Annotated in this window: 22 protein-coding genes and 1 pseudogene; 13 read left to right on the top strand and 10 right to left on the bottom strand. The window is 51.2% G+C overall.

Going from position 1 to position 21,584, the window contains the following annotated elements:
• Positions 1 to 10: 10 nt before the first annotated feature.
• On the bottom strand, positions 11 to 1,552 hold the full coding sequence (locus tag DQM57_RS03090) for an L-lactate MFS transporter (RefSeq protein ID WP_111726793.1): 1,542 nt from the start codon (positions 1,550 to 1,552) through the stop codon (positions 11 to 13).
• A 49-nt stretch (positions 1,553 to 1,601) separates the two neighbouring features.
• Positions 1,602 to 2,957 carry an exodeoxyribonuclease VII large subunit gene (gene xseA, locus DQM57_RS03085; RefSeq protein ID WP_111726791.1) on the bottom strand — a complete coding sequence of 452 codons (1,356 nt, stop codon included), beginning with the start codon at positions 2,955 to 2,957 and terminating at the stop codon, positions 1,602 to 1,604.
• A gap of 196 nt (positions 2,958 to 3,153) precedes the next feature.
• Between xseA and nadE the strand changes: the two genes are divergently transcribed.
• Complete coding sequence (gene nadE, locus DQM57_RS03075; protein WP_111726787.1) at positions 3,154 to 3,975, top strand: NAD(+) synthase; 822 nt, start codon at positions 3,154 to 3,156, stop codon at positions 3,973 to 3,975.
• 69 nt (positions 3,976 to 4,044) lie between these two features.
• Here nadE and dnrN read toward each other — a convergent pair whose 3' ends face one another.
• Positions 4,045 to 4,518, bottom strand: coding sequence for an iron-sulfur cluster repair protein DnrN (gene dnrN / locus DQM57_RS03070; RefSeq protein ID WP_002229581.1), 474 nt, complete (start codon positions 4,516 to 4,518; stop codon positions 4,045 to 4,047).
• A gap of 297 nt (positions 4,519 to 4,815) precedes the next feature.
• Between dnrN and trxA the strand changes: the two genes are divergently transcribed.
• The gene (gene trxA / locus DQM57_RS03060) at positions 4,816 to 5,148 is read left to right on the top strand and encodes a thioredoxin TrxA (RefSeq protein ID WP_111726785.1); all 333 of its coding nucleotides are present in this window, start codon (positions 4,816 to 4,818) and stop codon (positions 5,146 to 5,148) included.
• Between the two features lie 51 nt (positions 5,149 to 5,199).
• Here the strand turns inward: trxA and DQM57_RS03055 are convergent, their stop codons facing one another.
• Positions 5,200 to 6,147: a class I SAM-dependent methyltransferase gene (locus tag DQM57_RS03055; RefSeq protein ID WP_111726783.1), complete on the bottom strand. Its 948-nt coding sequence runs from the start codon at positions 6,145 to 6,147 to the stop codon at positions 5,200 to 5,202.
• Positions 6,148 to 6,484: 337 nt separating this feature from the next.
• Here DQM57_RS03055 and DQM57_RS03050 point away from each other — a divergent pair, with 337 nt between their 5' ends.
• On the top strand, positions 6,485 to 7,921 hold the full coding sequence (locus tag DQM57_RS03050) for a DEAD/DEAH box helicase (protein WP_111726781.1): 1,437 nt from the start codon (positions 6,485 to 6,487) through the stop codon (positions 7,919 to 7,921).
• Positions 7,922 to 8,049: 128 nt separating this feature from the next.
• Here the strand turns inward: DQM57_RS03050 and DQM57_RS09870 are convergent, their stop codons facing one another.
• The 4 genes from DQM57_RS09870 to clpX all read right to left on the bottom strand — a co-directional run bounded on the left by DQM57_RS09870 (position 8,050) and on the right by clpX (position 11,354).
• Positions 8,050 to 8,139: a helix-turn-helix domain-containing protein gene (locus DQM57_RS09870; RefSeq protein WP_108043917.1), complete on the bottom strand. Its 90-nt coding sequence runs from the start codon at positions 8,137 to 8,139 to the stop codon at positions 8,050 to 8,052.
• A 127-nt stretch (positions 8,140 to 8,266) separates the two neighbouring features.
• Positions 8,267 to 8,821 carry a hypothetical protein gene (locus tag DQM57_RS03040; RefSeq protein WP_108043918.1) on the bottom strand — a complete coding sequence of 185 codons (555 nt, stop codon included), beginning with the start codon at positions 8,819 to 8,821 and terminating at the stop codon, positions 8,267 to 8,269.
• A 94-nt stretch (positions 8,822 to 8,915) separates the two neighbouring features.
• On the bottom strand, positions 8,916 to 9,416 hold the full coding sequence (locus DQM57_RS03035) for a hypothetical protein (protein ID WP_108044007.1): 501 nt from the start codon (positions 9,414 to 9,416) through the stop codon (positions 8,916 to 8,918).
• A 693-nt stretch (positions 9,417 to 10,109) separates the two neighbouring features.
• Complete coding sequence (gene clpX, locus DQM57_RS03030) at positions 10,110 to 11,354, bottom strand: ATP-dependent Clp protease ATP-binding subunit ClpX (RefSeq protein WP_107997003.1); 1,245 nt, start codon at positions 11,352 to 11,354, stop codon at positions 10,110 to 10,112.
• 164 nt (positions 11,355 to 11,518) lie between these two features.
• Between clpX and rbfA the strand changes: the two genes are divergently transcribed.
• Positions 11,519 to 11,890, top strand: coding sequence for a 30S ribosome-binding factor RbfA (gene rbfA / locus DQM57_RS03025; RefSeq protein WP_002241698.1), 372 nt, complete (start codon positions 11,519 to 11,521; stop codon positions 11,888 to 11,890).
• A 32-nt stretch (positions 11,891 to 11,922) separates the two neighbouring features.
• Positions 11,923 to 12,846 carry a tRNA pseudouridine(55) synthase TruB gene (gene truB / locus DQM57_RS03020; protein ID WP_111727624.1) on the top strand — a complete coding sequence of 308 codons (924 nt, stop codon included), beginning with the start codon at positions 11,923 to 11,925 and terminating at the stop codon, positions 12,844 to 12,846.
• Positions 12,847 to 12,910: 64 nt separating this feature from the next.
• Here truB and DQM57_RS03015 read toward each other — a convergent pair whose 3' ends face one another.
• Positions 12,911 to 14,083: an alpha-hydroxy acid oxidase gene (locus DQM57_RS03015; RefSeq protein WP_107997001.1), complete on the bottom strand. Its 1,173-nt coding sequence runs from the start codon at positions 14,081 to 14,083 to the stop codon at positions 12,911 to 12,913.
• Positions 14,084 to 14,437: 354 nt separating this feature from the next.
• Here DQM57_RS03015 and iscR point away from each other — a divergent pair, with 354 nt between their 5' ends.
• The 6 genes and pseudogenes from iscR to iscA all read left to right on the top strand — a co-directional run bounded on the left by iscR (position 14,438) and on the right by iscA (position 17,475).
• The gene (gene iscR / locus DQM57_RS03005; RefSeq protein ID WP_107859140.1) at positions 14,438 to 14,884 is read left to right on the top strand and encodes a Fe-S cluster assembly transcriptional regulator IscR; all 447 of its coding nucleotides are present in this window, start codon (positions 14,438 to 14,440) and stop codon (positions 14,882 to 14,884) included.
• Positions 14,885 to 14,913: 29 nt separating this feature from the next.
• Complete coding sequence (locus DQM57_RS03000; protein ID WP_111726779.1) at positions 14,914 to 16,128, top strand: IscS subfamily cysteine desulfurase; 1,215 nt, start codon at positions 14,914 to 14,916, stop codon at positions 16,126 to 16,128.
• A gap of 80 nt (positions 16,129 to 16,208) precedes the next feature.
• Complete coding sequence (locus tag DQM57_RS09955; RefSeq protein ID WP_003674561.1) at positions 16,209 to 16,337, top strand: hypothetical protein; 129 nt, start codon at positions 16,209 to 16,211, stop codon at positions 16,335 to 16,337.
• Positions 16,338 to 16,403: 66 nt separating this feature from the next.
• Positions 16,404 to 16,790 carry a Fe-S cluster assembly scaffold IscU gene (gene iscU / locus DQM57_RS02995; RefSeq protein ID WP_003674559.1) on the top strand — a complete coding sequence of 129 codons (387 nt, stop codon included), beginning with the start codon at positions 16,404 to 16,406 and terminating at the stop codon, positions 16,788 to 16,790.
• Positions 16,791 to 16,898: 108 nt separating this feature from the next.
• A pseudogene (locus tag DQM57_RS02990) lies at positions 16,899 to 17,144 on the top strand (recombinase RecA).
• A gap of 10 nt (positions 17,145 to 17,154) precedes the next feature.
• On the top strand, positions 17,155 to 17,475 hold the full coding sequence (gene iscA, locus DQM57_RS02985; RefSeq protein WP_003680782.1) for an iron-sulfur cluster assembly protein IscA: 321 nt from the start codon (positions 17,155 to 17,157) through the stop codon (positions 17,473 to 17,475).
• On the opposite strand, the gene DQM57_RS02980 is transcribed toward iscA, so the two are convergent.
• Positions 17,435 to 17,656, bottom strand: coding sequence for an alternative ribosome-rescue factor A (locus tag DQM57_RS02980; RefSeq protein WP_108043922.1), 222 nt, complete (start codon positions 17,654 to 17,656; stop codon positions 17,435 to 17,437). The two genes, iscA and DQM57_RS02980, sit on opposite strands and share 41 nt — an antisense overlap.
• A gap of 82 nt (positions 17,657 to 17,738) precedes the next feature.
• Between DQM57_RS02980 and hscB the strand changes: the two genes are divergently transcribed.
• Together hscB and gyrA are read left to right on the top strand one after the other, a co-directional pair.
• Positions 17,739 to 18,239 carry a Fe-S protein assembly co-chaperone HscB gene (gene hscB, locus DQM57_RS02975; RefSeq protein ID WP_111726777.1) on the top strand — a complete coding sequence of 167 codons (501 nt, stop codon included), beginning with the start codon at positions 17,739 to 17,741 and terminating at the stop codon, positions 18,237 to 18,239.
• A 552-nt stretch (positions 18,240 to 18,791) separates the two neighbouring features.
• Positions 18,792 to 21,548, top strand: coding sequence for a DNA gyrase subunit A (gene gyrA, locus DQM57_RS02965; RefSeq protein ID WP_111726773.1), 2,757 nt, complete (start codon positions 18,792 to 18,794; stop codon positions 21,546 to 21,548).
• The last annotated feature ends 36 nt before the right edge of the window (positions 21,549 to 21,584 follow it).

The following is a 21,584-nucleotide window of genomic DNA, read 5'->3' as shown; positions in this document are numbered from 1 at the left end:
TCGGGCGTTTTCAGGAGAAAAGGTCGAGTGCTTTGACAAAGACCATCACCACGCCGTAGGCGAGCGGTATGACGGCCAATGCCCAACGCCACCAGACCGATATACCGCCGCCGGAAACTTTTTCACCCACAAGGTAAGCGTCGGATATGGCGGTTTCGTCATCGGGGTTGCCGCTGTGTGCGGCTGTCTTGATGTCTTTTTCGTGGTGTTTTTCGTGTACGGATTTAACGGCGAGGTTGCACAACAAACCGATAATCAGCAGGCCTGCCATGATGTACATGGTTACGCTGTATGCCTGTGCCGCCGGTATGCCGCTGTCGATTTGGCTTTGGCGTATGTAATTGACCAGTACCGGGCCGATGACGGCGGCGGTTGACCAGGCCAGCAGGATGCGCCCGTGAATCGCACCGACCTGATAGGTGCCGAACAGGTCTTTCAGGTAGGCGGGAATGGCGGCAAATCCGCCGCCGTACATGGAAATAATCACGCAAAAGCCGATGATGAACAGGGCTTTGCTGCCGCCCTCGCCGATGGAGGGAACGGCGAAATACAGCAGCGAACCGAGTACGAAGAAGATGGTGTAGGTGTTTTTGCGTCCGATTTTGTCGGAAACGCTCGACCATAAAAAGCGTCCGCCCATGTTAAACAGGCTAAGGAGGCTGACGAAGCCTGCCGCCGCACCTGCGCCGACTGCCGCCTGCCTGCCTACGGAGGTTTCGGAAAAGAGTTCCTGAATCATCACGGATGCCTGACCCAATACGCCGATGCCGGCAGTTACGTTCAGGCACAATACCCAGAACAACAGCCAAAATTGCGGCGTTTTCATGGCTTGGGACACGTTGACATGATTGCTGCTGACCAGCTTGTTTTGCGTTTTCGGCGCGGTATAGCCTTCAGGTTTCCAGCCGTCGGCAGGTACGCGGATGGTAAACGCGCCGAACATCATCAGTGCGAGGTAAAGCAGGCCCAATACGGCAAAGGTTTCAACAACCCCGACTGAAGTGGCGTTTGAAAAGGCGTTCATCAGTGATACGGAAAGCGGAGAGGCCAGCATTGCGCCGCCGCCGAAACCCATAATCGCCAAACCGGTCGCCATACCCGGCTTGTCGGGAAACCATTTCATCAATGTGGAAACCGGCCCGATGTAGCCCAAACCCAAGCCTATGCCGCCGATGACGCCGTTGCCCAAATAAAGCAGGAAGAGGTTGTGCGTACTCACGCCGAATGCGGATACGAAGAAGCCCAGGCTGAAGCAGCAGGCGGCGGCAAATATGGCTTTGCGCGGCCCTACCCGTTCCATCCATGTGCCGAACAGGGCGGCCGACGCACCCAGCATCGCGAGTGCGATACTGAAAATCCAACCTACGGTCGTCAGCTTCCAATCTCCGGCCGCCGATTCGGTTATACCGATAAGTTTGGTCAGTGGCGCGTTGAATACGGAATAGGCGTAAATCTGCCCAATGGCAAGGTGCACCGCCAATGCTGCGGGCGGCACGAGCCAGCGGTTGAAACCCGGCTTGGCAATGCTTGCCTCACGGTCTAAAAACTTCATAACATCCTCTTTCTGTCAGTAAAACACGGTGAAAACTAAAATAAACGGTTCAGGCGAAGTCGAACAAGTCCTGCTGCCCTTGTTCTTTGGTTACGCGCACGTCGGTTTCTCCGTCGGCGAAGGTAATGTGCAGCTTCTGCCCCTGTTTCAAAACATCGGCGTTACGGATGACTTGTCCGCGTGTATTTTTGACGACGGAGAAGCCGCGTTCCAGAATGTGCTGCGGCGAAACGGCTTCGAGCAGGGAAGCTTGGGCAGCCAGACTTTGGCGGCGACGGGCGAGCAGCTGGCGGAAGGCGTGCGACAAGGTCGTCTGAAAGCGGTCGATGTCTTGCCGGTAAACGGAAACATCAGGACGGTAATGTTGCAGGACTTGGGTTTGGTGTTCGAAACGGGCAGTGTGGGCGCGGACGTTTTGCGTCATCGAGTAAGACAGGGTTTGCGCCAGTTTGTGGATGTAGGTGCGCTGTTCGTCGAGTTTTTGGCGCGGATGACGGATTTGCCGCGCCAGCCAGTCGAGTTTTTGGCTGGCATCGAAATAGCGTTGTTCCAAAACGATTTTCAGACGGACTTGCGCCTGGGCTAGACGATGTAGCGATTCTTGGCGGTTGGGGCTGACCAATTCTGCCGCGCCGGTCGGTGTCGGTGCGCGCACGTCGGCAACAAAATCGGCAAGCGTGAAATCGGTTTCGTGGCCTACGCCGCTGACGATTGGAATCGCGCAGGCTTCAATGGCGCGTACGACCGGCTCTTCATTAAATGCCCACAAATCTTCAATGCTGCCGCCGCCGCGACAGACAATCAACACGTCGCATTCGGCGCGTTGCGATGCGGTTTTAATCGCTTGTGCGATTTGTAACTCGCTGCCTGTGCCTTGAACAGGTGTCGGATAAACGATAACGGGGATTTCGGGCGCGCGGCGGTTTAAGGTGGTCACGACATCGCGCAAAGCCGCCGCTGCCAGGCTGGTGACGATGCCGATACATTGCGGACGGGCAGGCAACGGTTTTTTGCGTTCCGCTGAAAACGCGCCTTCCGCCTGCAATTGTGCTTTCAATCTCTCATAGGCTTCGTAAAGCTGCCCCAAACCTTTAAGCCGCACCTCATTCACGGTAATTTGAAATTCGCCCCGCGCTTCATAAATACTGATTTTTCCTGATACCTCAATATGGTCGCCTTCTTTCAAAGGCTTCGCCAAACGCGCCGCCGCACCTTTGAACATCGCGCAACGCACCTGCGCGCGGCTGTCTTTGAGCGAGAAATAATAATGTCCGCTGACGGCACGGGTCAGGTTGGACACTTCGCCGGCAATCCACAAACCGGTAAGGTGGTTTTCCAAAAGACTTTTGGCAAATGCGTTCAACTCGGAAACAGACAACACGTCAGAATGAAAAAAATCAGACATCGAATCAATCAAATAGTAAAAAATATGAATATATTTTGAAGTCTAAGGCGGCATTAAACCGTCTAAATTGTCAACAATATTATAACATGCACCACCTTGGCGGCCGCTTTTTTCCATATGACTTTTTTAAGCGTAGGATAGAAAAAATGTTCATAAATTTGCCTGCAATCTATTCAAATTGAACCGCCGACAAGCTATGATGCGGGTATTTCCGACAGGAGGAACCATGGATACGCAAGCGGTTATCACACATATCGCCCGATGGTTGGACGAATACGCCGCTCAGGCAAATGTAAAAGGATTCGTCGTAGGCGTTTCCGGCGGCATCGATTCCGCCGTCGTCTCTGCACTCGCCGCCCGCACCGGCCGCCCCACGCTGCTTCTGGATATGCCGATACGCCAACACCCCGACCAGCTTGAGCGGGCAAGGCTGCACATCCGCAATCTGCAACGGCAATATGCCAATGTAAGCGCACAAACGGTCGACCTGACCGACACCTTCCAGACCTTTGAACAAACCGTCGGCGCTCATCAGACGGCATTTGACAATCAGCCGCTTTCCCTCGCCAACGCCAGAAGCCGCCTGCGTATGCTGACCCTGTACTACTACGGGCAGATACACGGACTGCTAGTTACAGGGACAGGTAATAAAATTGAAGATTTTGGCGTAGGATTTTTTACCAAATACGGCGACGGCGGCGTGGACATCAGCCCGATTGCCGACCTGACCAAAACGCAGGTTTACCGGCTTGCCGAAGCATTAGGCGTGGACGAGGCGATTCAAAAAGCCCCGCCGACCGACGGCCTGTGGGATACGGAACGCACCGACGAGGAACAGATGGGCGCAAGCTATCCCGAACTGGAGTGGGCAATGGGCGTGTACAGCACGCGCAAACCCGAAGATTTTGAAGGGCGGCAGCGCGAAGTTCTGGAAATCTATACGCGGCTTCACCGCGCCATGCAGCACAAAATCAACCCGATTCCCGTGTGCCGCATTCCGCCCGAATTGCTTGGCTGAAACATGAAAATACCGTCTGAAACGGAAAACCGTATTTCAGACGGCATTGAAATATCCGACTCCTATCCCTTAAGAATCGAGTACGCGGGCAAACAGAATATCGTTTTCTAAATGAATGTGGTCGTTCAAATCCTCCACCATTTCTTTGGCCAAAGCGTAAAGCCGCGTCCAGCTTCCACAGGCTCCTTCAGGCGCTTGGAAATTATCGGTCAGCTCTTTGAGCCGTGCGATGGCGCGGTCGTGTTCTTCATGTTCGTGCATCATCACGCTGATGGGCATCGCCGCACCCCGACCGACACCCTGATTAATCATCGGAAACAGCATCCTTTCCTCTTTCATCATATGCATCAGCAGTTCGTTCTGCATATAGGCAAGCAGCTCGGCAATTTCCGCCGGAAAAGTATCGGCATGAACTTGGGCCACTTTTTGCGCCAGCGGCACCAATTCTTCAAATTGTGCACGGTGTACATTGTGGTAGCGTTGCAGGATATGATCAACAGTCGCACCAAAGGGAGCAGTTTCCCAAACGGAAAAATCAGTCATGGCAGGGTTCCTTTTATAGGGTTTTAGGGTTTATTTTTAACATTCATATTTTAAGAATCTATTTGAACAAAGCATACACCGCCCGCGCGCTTCTGTACAGTCTCAAACATATTTATTACATTTTGATAATAAAAGTAATTTTCAGAAATATAATGCAACCAGTGCCGTCGGCTGAATTTGCAAAGACGATGGGGACGGTACAAAAAAACTATTATCCGAACATCCCCCTTGAAATTTTTGTGTTCAAGCCCTATTCTGCACACTATCCCACTAATCCAAACCTAAAAGGAAAATTTGATGAGCAGCGAATTGATTGTACACACCAGCGATGCCGCTTTTGAAAAAGACGTTTTAAATGCAGATACCCCCGTCCTGCTGGACTTTTGGGCTCCTTGGTGCGGCCCCTGCAAAATGATTGCCCCTATTTTGGACGATATCGCCGCCGAATTCGAAGGCCGTCTGAAAGTGGTCAAACTCAATATCGATGACAATGAAGTCACCCCGTCCCGTTTCGGCGTACGCGGTATTCCGACCCTGATGGTATTCAAAAACGGCGAAGTCGTCGCTACCAAAGTCGGCGCATTGGCAAAAGGTCAGCTGACTGCCTTTGTTGAGGCTTCCATCGCCTAACGGCAATATGAAAAAAAGCCGCCGGAATTTAATCCGGCGGCTTTTTTTGTTTTAAGCCTTTTTGCGGATTTCCCAACACTGATGGATTTTTTTGTTGCGAAAATCGTCGGGAACGGATTGTTTGGAAATGTCTTTGACGGTGTATTGTTCCGATGCCGAGTCGTCCAAGACGAAGCTGCGCAAGTTGTTGGAGAAATACAAAAGGCCGTCTGATGCGAGCAGGTTCATCGCGCCGTCAATCAGTTTTTTGTGGTCGCGCTGGATGTCGAGAATGTCGAGCATCTTTTTGCTGTTGGAGAAGCTGGGCGGATCCATGACGATGAGATCAAACTGTTTGCCTTCGGCGGCGGCGTTTTGCAGGTATTGGAACACATCGGCGCGGACGATTTGGTGTTGTTCGGGGCTGATGCCGTTAAGTTCGAAATTGCGTTTCGCCCAATCGAGATAAGTGTTGGACAAATCGACAGTTTCGCTGGATACCGCACCGCCGGTGGCTGCATAGACGGTGAAGCTGCCAGTGTAGGAAAACAGGTTGAGGAAGCGTTTGCCCGCTGCGGTTTCGCCGACTTTTTTGCGTGTGTTGCGGTGATCGAGGAAAAGGCCGGTGTCGAGATATTTGTCGAGGTTGATCCAAAACTTACGGCCGTTTTCGGTGATGACGAAATCGTCGCCGGTTTTGCCGGTTTTTTCGTATTGCTGCAAACCTTTTTGGCGTTCGCGGCGTTTGAGGTGGATTTGTTCGGGCGCAAAGCCGGTAACGAAGGCGAGGGCTTCCAATACTTCGGTAAGCCATGCTTCGTATTCTTCGGGCTGCATCAGCCAGCCGGTATCGTATTCCTGAAGGTGGATTTGGTCGCCGTAAACATCGACGGCGAAGGGGAATTGCGGGATGTCGCGGTCGTAAATGCGCCAGGCTTCGATGCCGTTGCGTTTCGCCCATTTCATGAGGTGTTTGATGTTTTTACCTAAGCGATTGGCGAAGGGAGTGATGTCGGTCATGGTTTCAGACGGCCTGAATGAGTATTGGGAAGGGTTTGGATTTTAACGCACTTGATGCTTTTTTGCTTGACCGTTGTCTATAAAATCTATATTATCGGCCGTTCGCCTTTTTATACGAAGCCATCGTCTTCCAACCTAAACCGCCGTTTCGGGCGCGTTTCTTTTATTGCTTGCATATTTGCCAAGCCTTTCTGTGCAGGTTGTCGTCGATGTTAACCACAAGCAAGATGCTTGCGACAACCCTGTAACTTCACATTTTCCGTATCGTTACTTTCCTTTGCTTCAGGTCGTCTGAAAACCGTTCAGACGTGCGCGTTGTTGTCTCTTTAGGATAGCTATGTCTATTAAATTTGCCGATTTGAACCTTGATAAAAACATTTTGTCCGCCGTGAGCAGCGAGGGTTACGAAAGTCCGACCCCGATTCAGGCGCAAGCCATTCCGTTTGCTTTGGAAGGCCGCGACATTATGGCTTCGGCGCAAACCGGATCCGGCAAAACCGCCGCCTTCCTGCTGCCGACGTTGCAGCGGCTGACCAAACGCAGCGAAAAACCGGGCAAAGGCCCGCGCGCGTTGGTGTTAACGCCGACCCGAGAATTGGCGGCGCAAGTCGAGAAAAACGCGCTGGCGTATGCCAAAAATATGCGTTGGTTCCGAACCGTCAGCATCGTCGGCGGCGCATCTTTCGGCTACCAAACCCGTGCCCTGAGCAAACCGGTTGACCTGATTGTCGCCACTCCGGGCCGTCTGATGGACTTGATGCAAAGCGGCAAAGTCGATTTTGACCGTTTGGAAGTGCTGATTTTGGACGAAGCCGACCGTATGTTGGACATGGGTTTTATCGACGACATCGAAACCATCGTCGAAGCCACTCCGACCGACCGTCAGACTTTATTGTTCTCCGCCACTTGGGACGGCGCAGTCGGCAAACTGGCGCGCAAACTGACCAAAGACCCTGAAGTCATCGAAGTCGAACGCGTGGACGACCAAGGCAAAATCGAAGAGCAGCTGCTGTACTGCGACGATATGCGCCACAAAAACCGCCTGCTCGACCACATCCTGCGCGACGCCAACATCGACCAATGCGTGATTTTCACATCCACCAAAGCCATGACCGAAGTCATCGCGGATGAATTGTACGAAAAAGGTTTTGCCGCCAACTGCCTGCACGGCGATATGCCGCAAGGCTGGCGCAACCGCACGCTGATGGATTTGCGTAAAGGCCGCTGCAAAATTTTGGTTGCCACCGACGTTGCCGCACGCGGTATCGACGTACCGACCATTACCCACGTCATCAACTACGACCTGCCGAAACAGGCGGAAGACTACGTTCACCGCATCGGCCGTACCGGTCGCGCAGGCCGTACCGGTATCGCGATTACTTTTGCCGAAGTAAACGAATACGTCAAAGTACACAAAATTGAAAAATACATCGGCCGCAAATTGCCTGAGCTGACCATCGAAGGCATGGAACCGACCCGCAAGCGCAAATCCGCAAGCGGCAAGCCGAAAGGCAAAGGCGGCTGGGGCGAGAGAAAATCCGGCGGCTGGCGCGGCGATAAGAAACCGGGTAAAGAAGGCTTCGGCGGAAATTCACGCGGAGAAGGCCATAAAAAAGACGGTTTCAAAAAAGACGGTTTCAAAAAAGACGGCTTTAAGAAAGACGGTTTCAAGAAATCCGACGGTTTCAAAAAAGGCGGCGAAGGCTTTAAAGGCAAACGCCCAAACAATGGTTCTTTTACCGGAAAAGGCAGCAGCCGCTATAAAGACCGCTGAATCCGCCTGATACTTTCTTACTGAAAATAAGATGCCGTCTGAAACATATTTCCGTTTCAGACGGCATTTTACTAGCCGGCCAATTGGTCGGAATGGCAACCGTATATTTTGGCGAATTATTCGTGCATTTATGTTTGAGGGCGTGAGCCTTGTTTTTCGATTTGGCTTAACGCGGCTTGGCTGATACTTGCTTTTGTGGCAGCTTCGCTTTGTGTCATGCCACGGTAAGTGCGCTATTCGGCAACTGTTCTTACCCGACAGATTAAACATACGATTACCGGCAGACGGCGAAGACAATACAAAAATGCCGTCTGAAACCCTTCAGACGGCATTGAGGCAACGGATTTACCTCCTCCTACCGAAACCGCGCATGGCCGGACGACGGTAATTGGCGGGCGGGCGTGTTGTCGGACGGTAACGCTGCGGTTGCGCCGCCTGTTGTTTTGCCCGTAGGCTGCGCGTGTTCAAATCCCTGCTGGTGCGTGCATTGGGGCGTGCAGATTGATGGTAGGCTGCACGTGCGCGCCGGGCAACAGGGCTGTTTTGATTGCCTGCCTGCATAAATTTACTTGACAATGCATTCCCGATAAACGCGCCCGCCGCCGCACCGACCAAGCTTTGCAGCAGCCAGCTTCCTGTCGATTGATCATAGATATACTGCTGCCCGTCCTTTCCAGTTACAGGCTGCCCGTTGTTTCCGTTTGCCAATGCATCGGCGGGGATGGTTTCTTTCACTGCATCCGGTGCCAATTGGTAGACCGTATCGTCTACCTGTTGCTCAAGTTGCTGTTGCAGAGCCTCAATCTGTTTCTGCTGCTGTTCGAGTTGCGCCTGCATATCGTCTTTGCAGGCCGTCAGTGTCAATATCGCGATAAGTGCGGATGCGGTCAGTTTGTTCATGTATGTCCTGTTTATTTGTGAATTCGGTTTTATTGTATCGTTGCCGACATATTTATCAAGTATGCAGACAGGAAAATTTATTTATATAAAGCCGTTACAGAGGCAGTAGTTTCAACCTGCGAGCAAACTCAATACTATTTGCAACAAGGCTGCCCTTGTTTTCTGCCTTAATTTCGGTTTCGACAGTCAGCAGATGACTGTTTTTACACTTATTCAGGCTTAATTCGGCTTGTGCTGGAATAAAAAACAGATGGTGTTTTTCAGCAAAACGGCGGGCACGGTTATTTGCAGTTTTCAAAACCTGGGACAGAGATACATCCAAATGAAAGCAGCGTACGCCTAAAACCAAAATCCGTGCGGCAAAAAAATCGGCGGCATCGGTAAATTCGGCAGGGCTGGTACTGCTGAAATCATGCCGTTCGGCAGCAATCATAGTTGCAACGGTACGGACTTGCGGAATCATCGATTCGCTAATAAGCGTCCCACACTGACCTGCATCAAGAAACGCAGGGGAAAAATCTTGCGCATCATCGACAATAATGCTGAGAGTATGAAGGATTTCACTTTGTTCGGCGGTTTGAGGCATTGCATTCATGGTCATATTCCTGATTCTGTCGTCTGTAGTCCGAATCGGGCGACCTGCCTTTGAGAGGTAACAAAAAAGCCGCCCTGTTCCGAGCGGCCTGTTTTGCGTAAATATACTAAGTGTTTCAAGCAAGCGCAAAAAAGTACCGCACGTTTGTGTGGCACCAATAAAAGCAGACAGATGAAAACGCTTGAATTTGCATGATAAATCTTAGATATCTGGAAATTTGATATTTCCACATTGTAAACAAAGTTCTCCCCTCTTTCAACAACGCCACCTAAAACATTACAAAAAAATAATTAATTCATTGATTTAAATATAATTTATTTTATTGAACCGCTACCACCCTCAAACAAACCACCGATTTCACCGATAACCCGACCTTGCCTTACTCAAACAATACGCCGGTCGGAATGAAACCTCAGCCCGCGTCCGAATATTCCGTTTGAAAGCCCTGTATCATACTGAAACACAATATGCTCATTTTAGCGGAAGACCGTGATACCTTGCCCTCCCCGTTTTCATTGCCGGAGGCAAAAATCCTACAAACTGCCTGAAGATACCGATGGATTTGTCCCTGCGCCCAATCATCTGTAACAAAATGCCGTCTGAAGGTAGGAAACCTTCAGACGGCATCAAAGAGCAAACCGCTTTTTATACTTATTCCCGTGTGGTAAAAACGGTTTTAATACCCGCCCGAAATTAGGATTCGAATATCAATTCCGGCTCTTTACCTTCCTCAATAACCGCCTCGCCGACAACCACTTTTTTCAAACCTTTCAAATCAGGCAGGCGGTACATGGTATCCAACAGGCAGCGTTCAACGATCGACCTCAGACCGCGTGCGCCGGTTTTACGTTCCATTGCCTGACGGGCGATGCTGCGCAAAGCGTTTTCTTCAAATTCCAACTCGACGTTTTCCATGCCGAACAAAGCTTGGTACTGCTTGACCAAAGCATTTTTCGGCTCGGTCAAAATATTAATCAGCGCGTCCTCATCCAGTTCTTCTAGTGTTGCAATCACGGGCAAACGTCCGATTAATTCCGGAATCAGGCCGAATTTAATCAAATCTTCCGGTTCGACAATACCGAACAGCTTGGTAATGTCGGCATTTTCGTCCTTGCTGTGAACGGACGCACCGAAACCGATACCGCCTTTCTCTGTGCGCTGGCGAATCACTTTTTCCAAGCCTGCAAACGCCCCGCCGCAGATAAACAGGATGTTGGTGGTATCGACGTTGATAAATTCCTGATTCGGATGCTTGCGGCCGCCTTGGGGCGGAACGCTGGCCACCGTACCTTCAATCAGTTTCAGCAAGGCTTGTTGCACACCTTCGCCGGATACGTCGCGGGTAATCGACGGGTTGTCACTTTTGCGTGAAATTTTATCGATTTCGTCGATATAGACAATGCCGCGCTGGGCTTTTTCGACATCGAAATCACATTTGCCCAAAAGCTTGGTAATGATTTGCTCGACGTCTTCACCAACATAACCTGCTTCAGTCAAAGTTGTGGCATCCGCCATCACGAACGGTACGTCCAGTTTGCGCGCCAAAGATTGCGCCAGCAGGGTTTTACCCGATCCGGTCGGGCCGATAAGCAGGATGTTGGATTTCGACAATTCAACATTACCGCCAGCTTTAGGATGGCGCAGGCGTTTGTAATGATTGTACACCGACACCGCCAAGGCTTTCTTGGCTTGTTCCTGACCGATAACGTGGTCGTTAAGGTTGGCGACGATTTCGGCGGGTGTGGGCAGCTTGCCGGGCTCTTCCGATGTCTGTCCGACACTTTCCGAAGGTGTGCCGTCATTTCCGTCTTCATACAATATTTCAATACAGTTTGAGACGCATTCGTCGCAGATATAGGCGTTTTCGCCCTCAATCAAATGTTTGACGTGTTGTTTGGATTTTCCGCAAAAGGAACAGGTACGGTTTTCGTTGGACATAAGTTTTCTTTACAATAATTCGTTACGGAAACGGCATGCGCCGTAATCGGGTTGTCAAGTATATTCTGTTATCGCACAGAAAAAAACTCAATTTGTTATAATACAATCAAATTGAATTTTTCACACGGCAATCATGCCGTCTGAAGTCAAACCTAAGGACATCCATGAGAAAACCCCAACGCGGCTATGCCCGCCAAGACCGTGTCAAAGAACAAATCATGCGCGAGCTTGCCGAACTCGTCCGTACCGGACTGAAAGACCCCCGCGCCGGCTTCATCACCATCAACGAAGTCGAAGTCACCCGAGATTACAGCCATGCCACCGTGTTCTATACGGTGTTAAACCAAGACGCGCGCGAAATTACGGAAGAAGTGCTGGAACACGCACGTGGACACCTCCGCAGCGAATTGGCCAAACGCATCAAACTGTTCAAAATCCCCGAACTCCATTTCAAATACGACGAATCTTTGGAGCGCGGTATGAACCTGTCTGCCCTTATCGATCAAGTGGCGGCGGAAAAACCCGTCGAAGACTGACGGATATGCCCATGCCGTCCGAACATCGAACCATGAATACAGGCAAACCCCAAAAACGTGCCGTCAACGGTGTTTTGCTCTTGGACAAACCCCCCGGCCTTTCCAGCAACACCGCGCTGCAAAAAGCGCGGCGTTTATTTCATGCCGAAAAAGCAGGGCATACCGGTGTACTCGACCCTTTGGCAACCGGACTTTTGCCCATCTGCTTCGGCGAAGCGACCAAGTTCGCCCAATATCTGATTGATGCCGACAAAGCCTACACCGCCACGCTGAAACTCGGCGAAGCCAGCAGCACGGGCGATGCCGAAGGCGAAATCATCGCTGCCGCCCGCACCGATATTTCCTTAGCCGAATTTCAGACGGCATGCCAAGCCCTGACAGGCAACATCCGCCAAGTCCCGCCGATGTTTTCCGCACTCAAGCACGAAGGCAAACCGCTGTACGAATACGCGCGCAAAGGCATCGTCATCGAACGTAAACCGCGCGACATCACCATTTACGCCATTGATATTACCGAGTTTGACGCGCCCAAAGCCGTGATAAGCGTGCGTTGCAGCAAAGGCACCTATATCCGCACCCTCAGCGAAGACATCGCCAAACACATCGGCACGTTCGCCCACCTGACCGCCCTGCGCCGCACCGAAACCGCCGGCTTTACCATCGCCCAAAGCCACACGCTTGAGGCCTTGGCAAATTTGAACGAAACAGAACGCGACAGCTTGCTGCTACCCTGCGACGTATTGGTTTCACACTTTCCCCAAACCGTTTTAAACAATTATGCCGTCCATATGCTCCGCTGCGGACAACGTCCGCGTTTCGAGGAAGACCTACCTTCCGACACGCCGGTACGCGTTTACACTGAAACCGGAGAATTTGTCGGTTTGGCAGAATATCAAAAGGAAATATGCCGTCTGAAAACGTTGCGGCTGATGAATACTGCGGTATCCTCAGCCTGAGTGGGAATTAAAAATATGATGCCGTCCGAACCCTGTGTTCAGACGGCATCATATTTTTCAGTATCTAAACCGTTTCCCTACCCCAATCTTTACCCCTTAAAATCGAGGCATCGACATCTTGAATATCGCGGTGTCCCGTAAACGCCATAGATATATCCATTTCTTTATACAGGATTTCCAGCGCACGGGTAACGCCTTCTTCACCATACGCACCCAAACCATACAGAAACGCCCGGCCTATCATCGTACCTTTCGCGCCCAAAGCCCATGCTTTGAGGATGTCCTGACCGCTGCGAATACCGCTGTCCATCCAAACCTCGATGTCACTGCCCACTGCGCTGACGATGTCGGGCAAGGCCTTGATGGCCGATACGGTATCGTCAAGCTGGCGGCCGCCGTGATTGGAAACGACCAATGCGTCCGCTCCGCTTTTCGCTGCTTTTTCCGCATCTTCAGGTTCCATAATGCCTTTGATAATCAGCTTGCCGCCCCACAAATCTTTAATGCGGGCAACGTCGTCCCAGCTCAGGCGCGGGTCGAATTGTTCGGACGTCCAAGAAGACAGCGAAGACAAATCGCCGACGTTTTTAGCGTGTCCGACGATGTTGCGGAACGTGCGGCGTTCCGTGTTCAGCATTTTCATGCACCATTCAGGCTTGGTCGCCAGATTGATTAAATTGGCGATGGTCGGTTTCGGCGGTGCGGACAGGCCGTTTTTGATGTCTTTGTGGCGTTGACCCAAAACCTGCAAATCGGCGGTCAAAACCAACGCCGAACATTTAGCATCTTTCGCACGTTTAATCAGGTTTTCCATAAACTCGCGGTCGCGCATCACATAAAGCTGAAACCAAAACGGCGCGCTGGTGTTCTCGGCAACATCTTCAATCGAGCAGATAGACATGGTCGACAGCGTAAACGGAATACCGAACTTCTCCGCCGCACGCGCCGCCAAGATTTCACCGTCGGCATGCGCCATGCCGGTAAAACCCGTCGGCGCAATCGCCACCGGCATTTTCACATCCTGACCGATCATTTTGGTCTCTAAACTACGGCCTTCCATATTGACCAATACCTTTTGTCGGAAACGGATATCTTTGAAATCCGAAGTGTTTTCGCGGTAGGTAGTTTCCGTCCAAGAACCTGAATCGATGTAATCGTAAAACATGCGCGGCATCTTGCGCTTGGCGACAAGGCGCAGGTCTTCGATACAGGTCATTTTGCTCAAATCGCGTTTCATTATTGATTGCCTCTGTTAAGGGGTTGCTTATGGATTGAGCCGCCTAAACAGGCAGGTTGGTTTAAGGCAGACTTTTGCAATACCATAATGATTTAGTATGAATTAGATAATCTATATCAATATCAATTATAAAGCAAATGGTTTTAACCCTACCCAAAGTGGGGCGATAGCAATTTTCAGACGGCCTCTGATTCAAGTTCCAGATAAAAAAGAGAAATCTTTAGACGGATAAAAATCAGTTCGCACAGTCATTTAAACAAACAATCGGAAGATTCTTGAATATACTTGACCGAATCACTCAGATATTAGACAATCAAGCCACCAACTATAAGAACGCTGGCACAGGCAACTACCATGAGACTGACCACAAAAGGGCGTTTTGCCGTCACCGCCATGATTGATTTGGCGATGAACGCGCAAACTGGCGCCATCAAACTCAGCGCCATCAGCGAACGCCAAAGCATTTCGCTTTCCTATCTCGAACAATTATTCAGCAAACTGCGGCGTGCCGGACTGGTTGAAAGCCTGCGCGGACCCGGCGGCGGTTACATCCTCGCCGCCCCTCCCGCACAAATCAACATCGCCCAAATCATTTCCGCCGCCGAAGACAAACTGGACGCCACCCAATGCAGCAGCAAAGCCAACTGCCACCACGGTGCTCCCTGCCTGACGCACGACCTTTGGGAAAACCTGAACAAAACCATCAACGATTACCTCAGTAGCGTTACCCTGCAAAGCATCATCGAACAGAAAAACAGCGATGACGGCAGCCACGTCATCCAATTTACACATATCCATTAAGTACATTACAGAAAAAGAAAGAGCAAACCATGACCGTCAAAACCCCCGTTTATCTCGACTACGCCGCCACCACCCCCGTTGACAAACGCGTTGCCGAAAAAATGATTCCCTATCTGACCGAAACCTTCGGCAACCCCGCTTCCAACAGCCACGCATTCGGTTGGACAGCGGAAGAAGCCGTAGAAAAAGCACGTGCAGATATTGCCGCCCTGATTAATGCCGACTCTAAAGAAATTGTTTTCACTAGCGGCGCAACCGAGTCTAACAACCTCGCCATCAAAGGCGCGGCGCACTTCTACAAATCTAAAGGTAATCACCTCATTACTGTAAAAACCGAGCACAAAGCCGTGCTCGATACTATGCGCGAACTCGAACGCCAAGGTTACGAAGTAACTTATCTGGACGTACAAGAAAACGGTTTGGTTGATTTAGACGTACTGAAAGCCGCTATCCGCGAAGACACCATCCTTGTTTCCGTCATGTGGGTAAACAACGAAATCGGCGTGGTGCAAGACATTCCCGCTATCGGCGAAATCTGCCGCGAACGCAAAATCATCTTCCACGTCGATGCCGCCCAAGCCTGCGGCAAAGTGCCTGTTGACGTAGAAGCCGCCAAAATCGACCTGCTGTCCATGTCCGGTCATAAAGTGTACGGTCCTAAAGGCATCGGCGCACTGTACGTCCGCCGCAAACCCCGCGTCCGCCTCGAAGCCCAAATGCACGGCGGCGGCCACGAACGCGGTTTCCGTTCCGGCACCTTGCCGACCCATCAAATCGTCGGCATGGGCGAAGCCTTCCGCATTGCCAAAGAAGAATTGGCACAAGACACTGCGCACTACCTGAAACTGCGCGATATCTTCCTCAAAGGCATCGAAGGCATCGAAGAAGTCTATATCAACGGCGACCTCGAACACCGTGCTCCGAACAACCTGAACGTCAGCTTCAACTTCGTCGAAGGCGAAAGCCTGATTATGGCGGTGAAAGAACTCGCCGTATCCAGCGGCTCCGCCTGTACTTCCGCAAGCCTTGAGCCAAGCTACGTTTTACGCGCACTCGGCCGTAACGACGAATTGGCGCACTCATCCCTACGTATCACCTTTGGCCGCATGACCACCGAAGAAGAAGTCCAATTCGCAGCAGAACTGATTAAATCCAAAATTGGCAAACTGCGCGAACTGTCACCGCTGTGGGAAATGTTCAAAGACGGGATTGATTTGAACTCGATTGAATGGGCGGCGCATTAACCTGCTACCCTGCAATGCCGTCTGAAATTTCAGACGGCATCTAGGAAAACAGACCGTTCTAATCCAATCAAGAGAAAAATATGAAAGATCAAGATTTCGATTTAGATAACCTCGACAACCTGCTGGACGATTTCGACGGCGTTACCGTAGAGGGTGGCGTCGATTCAGAAAATGACGACGGCTGCGAAGGTGGTGCGTGCAAAATCTAACTCAGGCCATCTGAAAACAGGCAAACAAACCACTTAAATCATCAAAAACATTAAGGAAACCACATCATGGCATACAGCGATAAAGTAATCGACCACTACGAAAACCCACGTAACGTCGGCACTTTCGACAAAAACGACGAGTCCGTCGGCACTGGCATGGTCGGCGCGCCTGCTTGCGGCGACGTGATGCGCCTGCAAATCAAAGTCAACGACGAAGGCATCATCGAAGACGCCAAATTCAAAACCTACGGCTGCGGTTCTGCAATCGCTTCGTCCAGCCTGATTACAGAGTGGGTCAAAGGCAAAAGCTTGGATGATGCGCTGGCAATCAAAAACAGCGAAATCGCCGAAGAGTTGGAATTGCCGCCGGTAAAAATCCACTGCTCCATTTTGGCGGAAGACGCGGTAAAAGCGGCCGTTGCCGACTACCGTAAACGTCAGGAAAACAAATAACCCTGTTTTCCAGATACTTAGTTTGCGGACCTTAATACCTAAATCGACTTGATAGGTACCAACTACCATATAAGCGCGCTTGTCCCTTCAAAATCAAAGGAGGCTAAAATGCCTTTTAGCGATGAAGAAGCCCAATCCCTGCTTGCTGTCAAAGGCATAGGCAAAACCGTATTGCAGCGTTTGCAGCAAATGGGCTTGGATGATATTGCCACACTGGCGGCAGCAGATTTGGACGATGTTTTGGAACAGGGTGCACAATTAACCGGCTCAACCCGTTAGAAAAACAGTCCGCAGGCAAAAGCCGCCGTTTCTGCCGCGATAACATGGGCAAAACAGAAAATAATTGCGAAATGAGGAAAGAAGCATGATTACCATCACAGAAAATGCAGCCAAATACATCAACAATTACCTGACCAAACGCGGCAAAGGCTTGGGCGTACGCTTAGGTGTGAAAACCAGCGGCTGCTCGGGTATGGCATACAACCTTGAATTTGTCGATGAAGCGAACGAGGACGACCTGATTTTCGAAGAACACGGCGCGCGCATTTATATCGATCCGAAAAGCTTGGTTTATTTAGACGGTACGCAAGTCGATTACACCAAAGAAGGTTTGCAAGAAGGTTTCAAATTTGAAAACCCGAATGTCAAAGACTCCTGCGGCTGCGGCGAGAGCTTCCACGTTTAAGACATAAAAATGGCGGGACCGTATCAAAACCGTCCCGCCATTTTTTCGCTTCCTGCCTGTTGTAGCTGCCTTTGCCTTTTCTTTTCCGTTCCACCTTGTGTCGGAACAAATCGGATTTCACTAAGGCTTTTAAAGCATTGTCGCGTATTTTACCTTTATTGTGCTGCACTTTACCGCTCATATTCAGTCCTTTTGCTTAAGAAGCAGCGGATTATAAGGCAAAATCAGGTTTCTGCCGAACATTTCACATTCATTATCCCGCCATGTCTCAATATTTCACACTCTTCCAGCTTGAACCCGCTTTCGATATCGACGCCGAAAACTTGGAGCAAACCTACCGTGCCTTGGCTGCCCGTTTCCATCCCGATAAATTCGCTTCAGCTTCCGCTTTCGAGCAGAAACAGGCAGTAATGATGTCTTCCACCATCAACGATGCCTACCGTACCTTGAGAAATCCCATCGACCGCGCCGCATATCTGCTGAAGACATTGGGGATAGACGCCGACGCGCCGGAACACACCTCTTTCGCTCCCGACTTCCTCATGCAGCAAATGGAATGGCGCGAAACGCTGATGGAGGCACGGGCAGAAAGCGACCTGAAAACCCTGGAAAATCTGAATGACGAAATCCGTGCCGAACAAGAAAAACTGTTCTGCGACCTGAAACAGTCATTCGCGTGCCAAGACTACGACACCGCCGCACAACAAGTCCGCCAAGGCAGGTTTCTCGACAAACTCCGCAACGAAATCTCCTCCGCATTATAATCCGCACCGCGTTTCAGACGGCATACCCGCTTCATACGCCATGCCGTCTGAACATACCGGCTACCTGTCCACAACAGACAAAAGCCGTGGGGGAACATCCAAAAAATAACATTTGTTGCGGGAAACAATACTGAATCTCCGCCCATGCTCGCCCAATACCCGAAGCAAAACCTTCGTAATTTTAGAGCGTTCCTCAAGAAAGCGGTTCCAGAAGAAAATATACTGGGGCTTTACGGGATCCTCCTCCAACCACTTCCTCAGACTGACATCGTCCGACACCCTGTCACGCCGGCCCGCATAGTCCGCCCATACCATTTCAGCAAATTCGTACTGACTGCCGCAGTCTATCTTCCTTCCCTCCAAACACAGACGGGCCATAACCAGGTAAATCAAGAACTGGCGGGGCGATAGTCCATCCAAAATACCTCCAAAACAAATTTGTGAAGGCGCACCCCCATCTTTCAGACGGCATACCTGCAACCCGAAACACAGTTTTACGTTGAAATATGCTAAAATAAGCCACTATTTTTGCCAGCACGAAATATTAAAACCATGACCGACGCAACCATCCGCAACGACCACAAATTCGCCCTCGAAACCCTGCCGGTAAGCCTTGAAGACGAAATGCGCAAAAGCTATCTCGACTACGCCATGAGCGTCATTGTCGGGCGCGCGCTGCCGGACGTTCGCGACGGTCTCAAACCGGTACACCGCCGCGTGCTGTATGCCATGCACGAACTGAAAAACAACTGGAATTCCGCCTACAAAAAATCGGCGCGTATTGTCGGCGACGTCATCGGTAAATACCACCCCCACGGCGATACTGCCGTATATGACACCATCGTCCGTATGGCACAAGACTTCGCCATGCGTTACGTCTTGGTCGACGGTCAAGGCAACTTCGGCTCCATAGACGGACTTGCCGCCGCAGCCATGCGCTATACCGAAATCCGCATGGCGAAAATCTCACATGAAATGCTGGCAGACATTGAGGAAGAAACCGTTAATTTCGGCCCGAACTACGACGGTAGCGAACACGAACCACTTGTACTGCCGACCCGTTTCCCCACACTGCTCGTCAACGGCTCGTCCGGCATCGCCGTCGGCATGGCGACCAATATCCCTCCGCACAACCTTTCCGATACCATCAATGCCTGCCTGCGCCTGCTCGATGCTCCCGAAACCGAAATCGACGAACTAATCGACATTATCCAAGCCCCCGACTTCCCGACTGGGGCAACCATATACGGCTTGAGCGGGGTGCGCGAAGGCTATAAAACAGGCCGCGGCCGCGTCGTCATCCGCGCCAGGACCCATACCGAACCTATCGGCAAAAATGGGGAACGCGAAGCCATCGTTATCGACGAAATCCCCTATCAGGTCAACAAAGCCAAACTGGTTGAGAAAATCGGTGAGCTGGTCCGAGAAAAAACGCTGGAAGGCATTTCCGAGCTCCGCGACGAATCCGACAAATCCGGCATGCGTGTCGTTATCGAGCTGAAACGCAACGAAAATGCCGAAGTCGTCTTAAACCAACTCTACAAACTGACTCCGCTGCAAGACAGTTTCGGCATCAATATGGTAGTTTTGGTCGACGGACAACCGCGCCTGTTGAACCTGAAACAGATTCTCTCCGAATTCCTGCGCCACCGCCGCGAAGTCGTTACCCGACGTACGCTTTTCCGGCTGAAGAAGGCACGCCACGAAGGGCATATTGCCGAAGGCAAAGCCGTCGCACTGTCCAATATCGATGAAATCATCAGGCTCATCAAAGAATCTCCCAACGCAGCCGAGGCTAAAGAAAAACTGCTTGCGCGTCCTTGGCGCAGCAGCCTCGTTGAAGAAATGCTGACGCGTTCCGGTCTGGATTTGGAAATGATGCGTCCGGAAGGATTGGCTGCAAACATCGGTCTGAAAGAACAAGGTTATTACCTGAGTGAGATTCAGGCAGATGCTATTTTACGCATGAGCCTGCGAAACCTGACCGGCCTCGATCAGGAAGAAATTGTCGAAAGCTACAAAAACCTGATGGGTAAAATCATCGACTTTGTGGACATCCTCTCCAAGCCCGAACGCATTACCCAAATCATCCGTGACGAACTGGAAGAAATCAAAACCAACTATGGCGACGAACGCCGCAGCGAAATTAACCCGTTCGGCGGCGACATTGCCGATGAAGACCTGATTCCGCAACGCGAAATGGTCGTGACCCTGACCCACGGCGGCTATATCAAAACCCAGCCGACTACCGACTATCAGGCTCAGCGTCGCGGCGGGCGCGGCAAACAGGCGGCGGCCACCAAAGACGAAGACTTTATCGAAACCCTGTTCGTTGCGAACACACATGACTATTTGATGTGTTTCACCAACCTCGGCAAGTGCCACTGGATTAAGGTTTACAAACTGCCCGAAGGCGGCCGCAACAGCCGCGGCCGTCCGATTAACAACGTCATCCAGTTGGAAGAAGGCGAAAAAGTCAGCGCTATCCTCGCCGTGCGTGAATTCCCCGAAGATCAATACGTCTTCTTCGCCACCGCACAAGGCATGGTGAAAAAAGTTCAGCTTTCCGCCTTTAAAAACGTCCGCAGCCAAGGTATCAAAGCCATCGCGCTCAAAGAAGGCGATTACCTCGTCGGCGCCGCGCAAACCGGCGGCTCGGACGACATCATGCTGTTCTCCAACTTGGGCAAAGCCATCCGCTTCAATGAATACTGGGAAAAATCCGGCAACGACGAAGCGGAAGATGCCGACATCGAAACTGAAATTTCAGACGACCTCGAAGACGAAACTGCCGACAATGAAAACGCCCTGCCAAGCGGCAAACACGGCGTGCGTCCGTCCGGTCGCGGCAGCGGCGGTCTGCGTGGTATGCGCCTGCCGGCCGACGGCAAAATCGTCAGCCTGATTACTTTCTCCCCCGAAGCCGAGCAAAGCGATTTACAAGTATTGACGGCCACTGCCAACGGCTACGGCAAACGCACCCCGATTGCCGATTACAACCGTAAAAATAAAGGCGGACAAGGCAATATCGCCATCAATACTGGCGAACGCAACGGCGATTTGGTTGCTGCGACTTTGGTTAGCGAAACCGACGATCTGATGCTGATTACCAGCGGCGGTGTCCTCATCCGTACCAAAGTCGAACAAATCCGCGAAACCGGCCGCGCCGCTGCAGGTGTGAAACTGATCAATTTGGACGAAGGTGAAACTTTAGTATCGCTGGAACGTGTTGCCGAAGACGAGTCCGAATCCGACCTCTCCGACGCCTCTGTAATTTCCAGTGTAACCGAACCAGAAACCGGGAACTGAAAATCATATCCCAATGCCGTCTGAAGATTCAGACGG

This window comes from Neisseria cinerea (assembly GCF_900475315.1).
GTDB classification, from domain to species: Bacteria; Pseudomonadota; Gammaproteobacteria; order Burkholderiales; family Neisseriaceae; genus Neisseria; species Neisseria cinerea.
This window is presented reverse-complemented; position numbering and strand designations above follow the sequence as displayed.

What these genes read in the sequence shown, in the direction of transcription:
- DQM57_RS09955 (WP_003674561.1), top strand. Translation starts at nt 16,209, where the DNA reads ATGAAAGATCAAGATTTCGATTTAGATAACCTCGACAACCTGCTGGAC.
- iscR (WP_107859140.1), top strand. Translation starts at nt 14,438, where the DNA reads ATGAGACTGACCACAAAAGGGCGTTTTGCCGTCACCGCCATGATTGAT.
- DQM57_RS02980 (WP_108043922.1), bottom strand. Translation starts at nt 17,656, where the DNA reads ATGAGCGGTAAAGTGCAGCACAATAAAGGTAAAATACGCGACAATGCT.
- truB (WP_111727624.1), top strand. Translation starts at nt 11,923, where the DNA reads ATGAATACAGGCAAACCCCAAAAACGTGCCGTCAACGGTGTTTTGCTC.
- iscU (WP_003674559.1), top strand. Translation starts at nt 16,404, where the DNA reads ATGGCATACAGCGATAAAGTAATCGACCACTACGAAAACCCACGTAAC.
- hscB (WP_111726777.1), top strand. Translation starts at nt 17,739, where the DNA reads ATGTCTCAATATTTCACACTCTTCCAGCTTGAACCCGCTTTCGATATC.
- DQM57_RS03035 (WP_108044007.1), bottom strand. Translation starts at nt 9,416, where the DNA reads ATGAATGCAATGCCTCAAACCGCCGAACAAAGTGAAATCCTTCATACT.
- DQM57_RS03055 (WP_111726783.1), bottom strand. Translation starts at nt 6,147, where the DNA reads ATGACCGACATCACTCCCTTCGCCAATCGCTTAGGTAAAAACATCAAA.
- DQM57_RS09870 (WP_108043917.1), bottom strand. Translation starts at nt 8,139, where the DNA reads ATGACACAAAGCGAAGCTGCCACAAAAGCAAGTATCAGCCAAGCCGCG.
- xseA (WP_111726791.1), bottom strand. Translation starts at nt 2,957, where the DNA reads ATGTCTGATTTTTTTCATTCTGACGTGTTGTCTGTTTCCGAGTTGAAC.
- nadE (WP_111726787.1), top strand. Translation starts at nt 3,154, where the DNA reads ATGATGCGGGTATTTCCGACAGGAGGAACCATGGATACGCAAGCGGTT.
- DQM57_RS03000 (WP_111726779.1), top strand. Translation starts at nt 14,914, where the DNA reads ATGACCGTCAAAACCCCCGTTTATCTCGACTACGCCGCCACCACCCCC.
- DQM57_RS03050 (WP_111726781.1), top strand. Translation starts at nt 6,485, where the DNA reads ATGTCTATTAAATTTGCCGATTTGAACCTTGATAAAAACATTTTGTCC.
- DQM57_RS03090 (WP_111726793.1), bottom strand. Translation starts at nt 1,552, where the DNA reads ATGAAGTTTTTAGACCGTGAGGCAAGCATTGCCAAGCCGGGTTTCAAC.
- dnrN (WP_002229581.1), bottom strand. Translation starts at nt 4,518, where the DNA reads ATGACTGATTTTTCCGTTTGGGAAACTGCTCCCTTTGGTGCGACTGTT.
- clpX (WP_107997003.1), bottom strand. Translation starts at nt 11,354, where the DNA reads ATGTCCAACGAAAACCGTACCTGTTCCTTTTGCGGAAAATCCAAACAA.
- trxA (WP_111726785.1), top strand. Translation starts at nt 4,816, where the DNA reads ATGAGCAGCGAATTGATTGTACACACCAGCGATGCCGCTTTTGAAAAA.
- DQM57_RS03015 (WP_107997001.1), bottom strand. Translation starts at nt 14,083, where the DNA reads ATGAAACGCGATTTGAGCAAAATGACCTGTATCGAAGACCTGCGCCTT.
- DQM57_RS03040 (WP_108043918.1), bottom strand. Translation starts at nt 8,821, where the DNA reads ATGAACAAACTGACCGCATCCGCACTTATCGCGATATTGACACTGACG.
- gyrA (WP_111726773.1), top strand. Translation starts at nt 18,792, where the DNA reads ATGACCGACGCAACCATCCGCAACGACCACAAATTCGCCCTCGAAACC.
- iscA (WP_003680782.1), top strand. Translation starts at nt 17,155, where the DNA reads ATGATTACCATCACAGAAAATGCAGCCAAATACATCAACAATTACCTG.
- rbfA (WP_002241698.1), top strand. Translation starts at nt 11,519, where the DNA reads ATGAGAAAACCCCAACGCGGCTATGCCCGCCAAGACCGTGTCAAAGAA.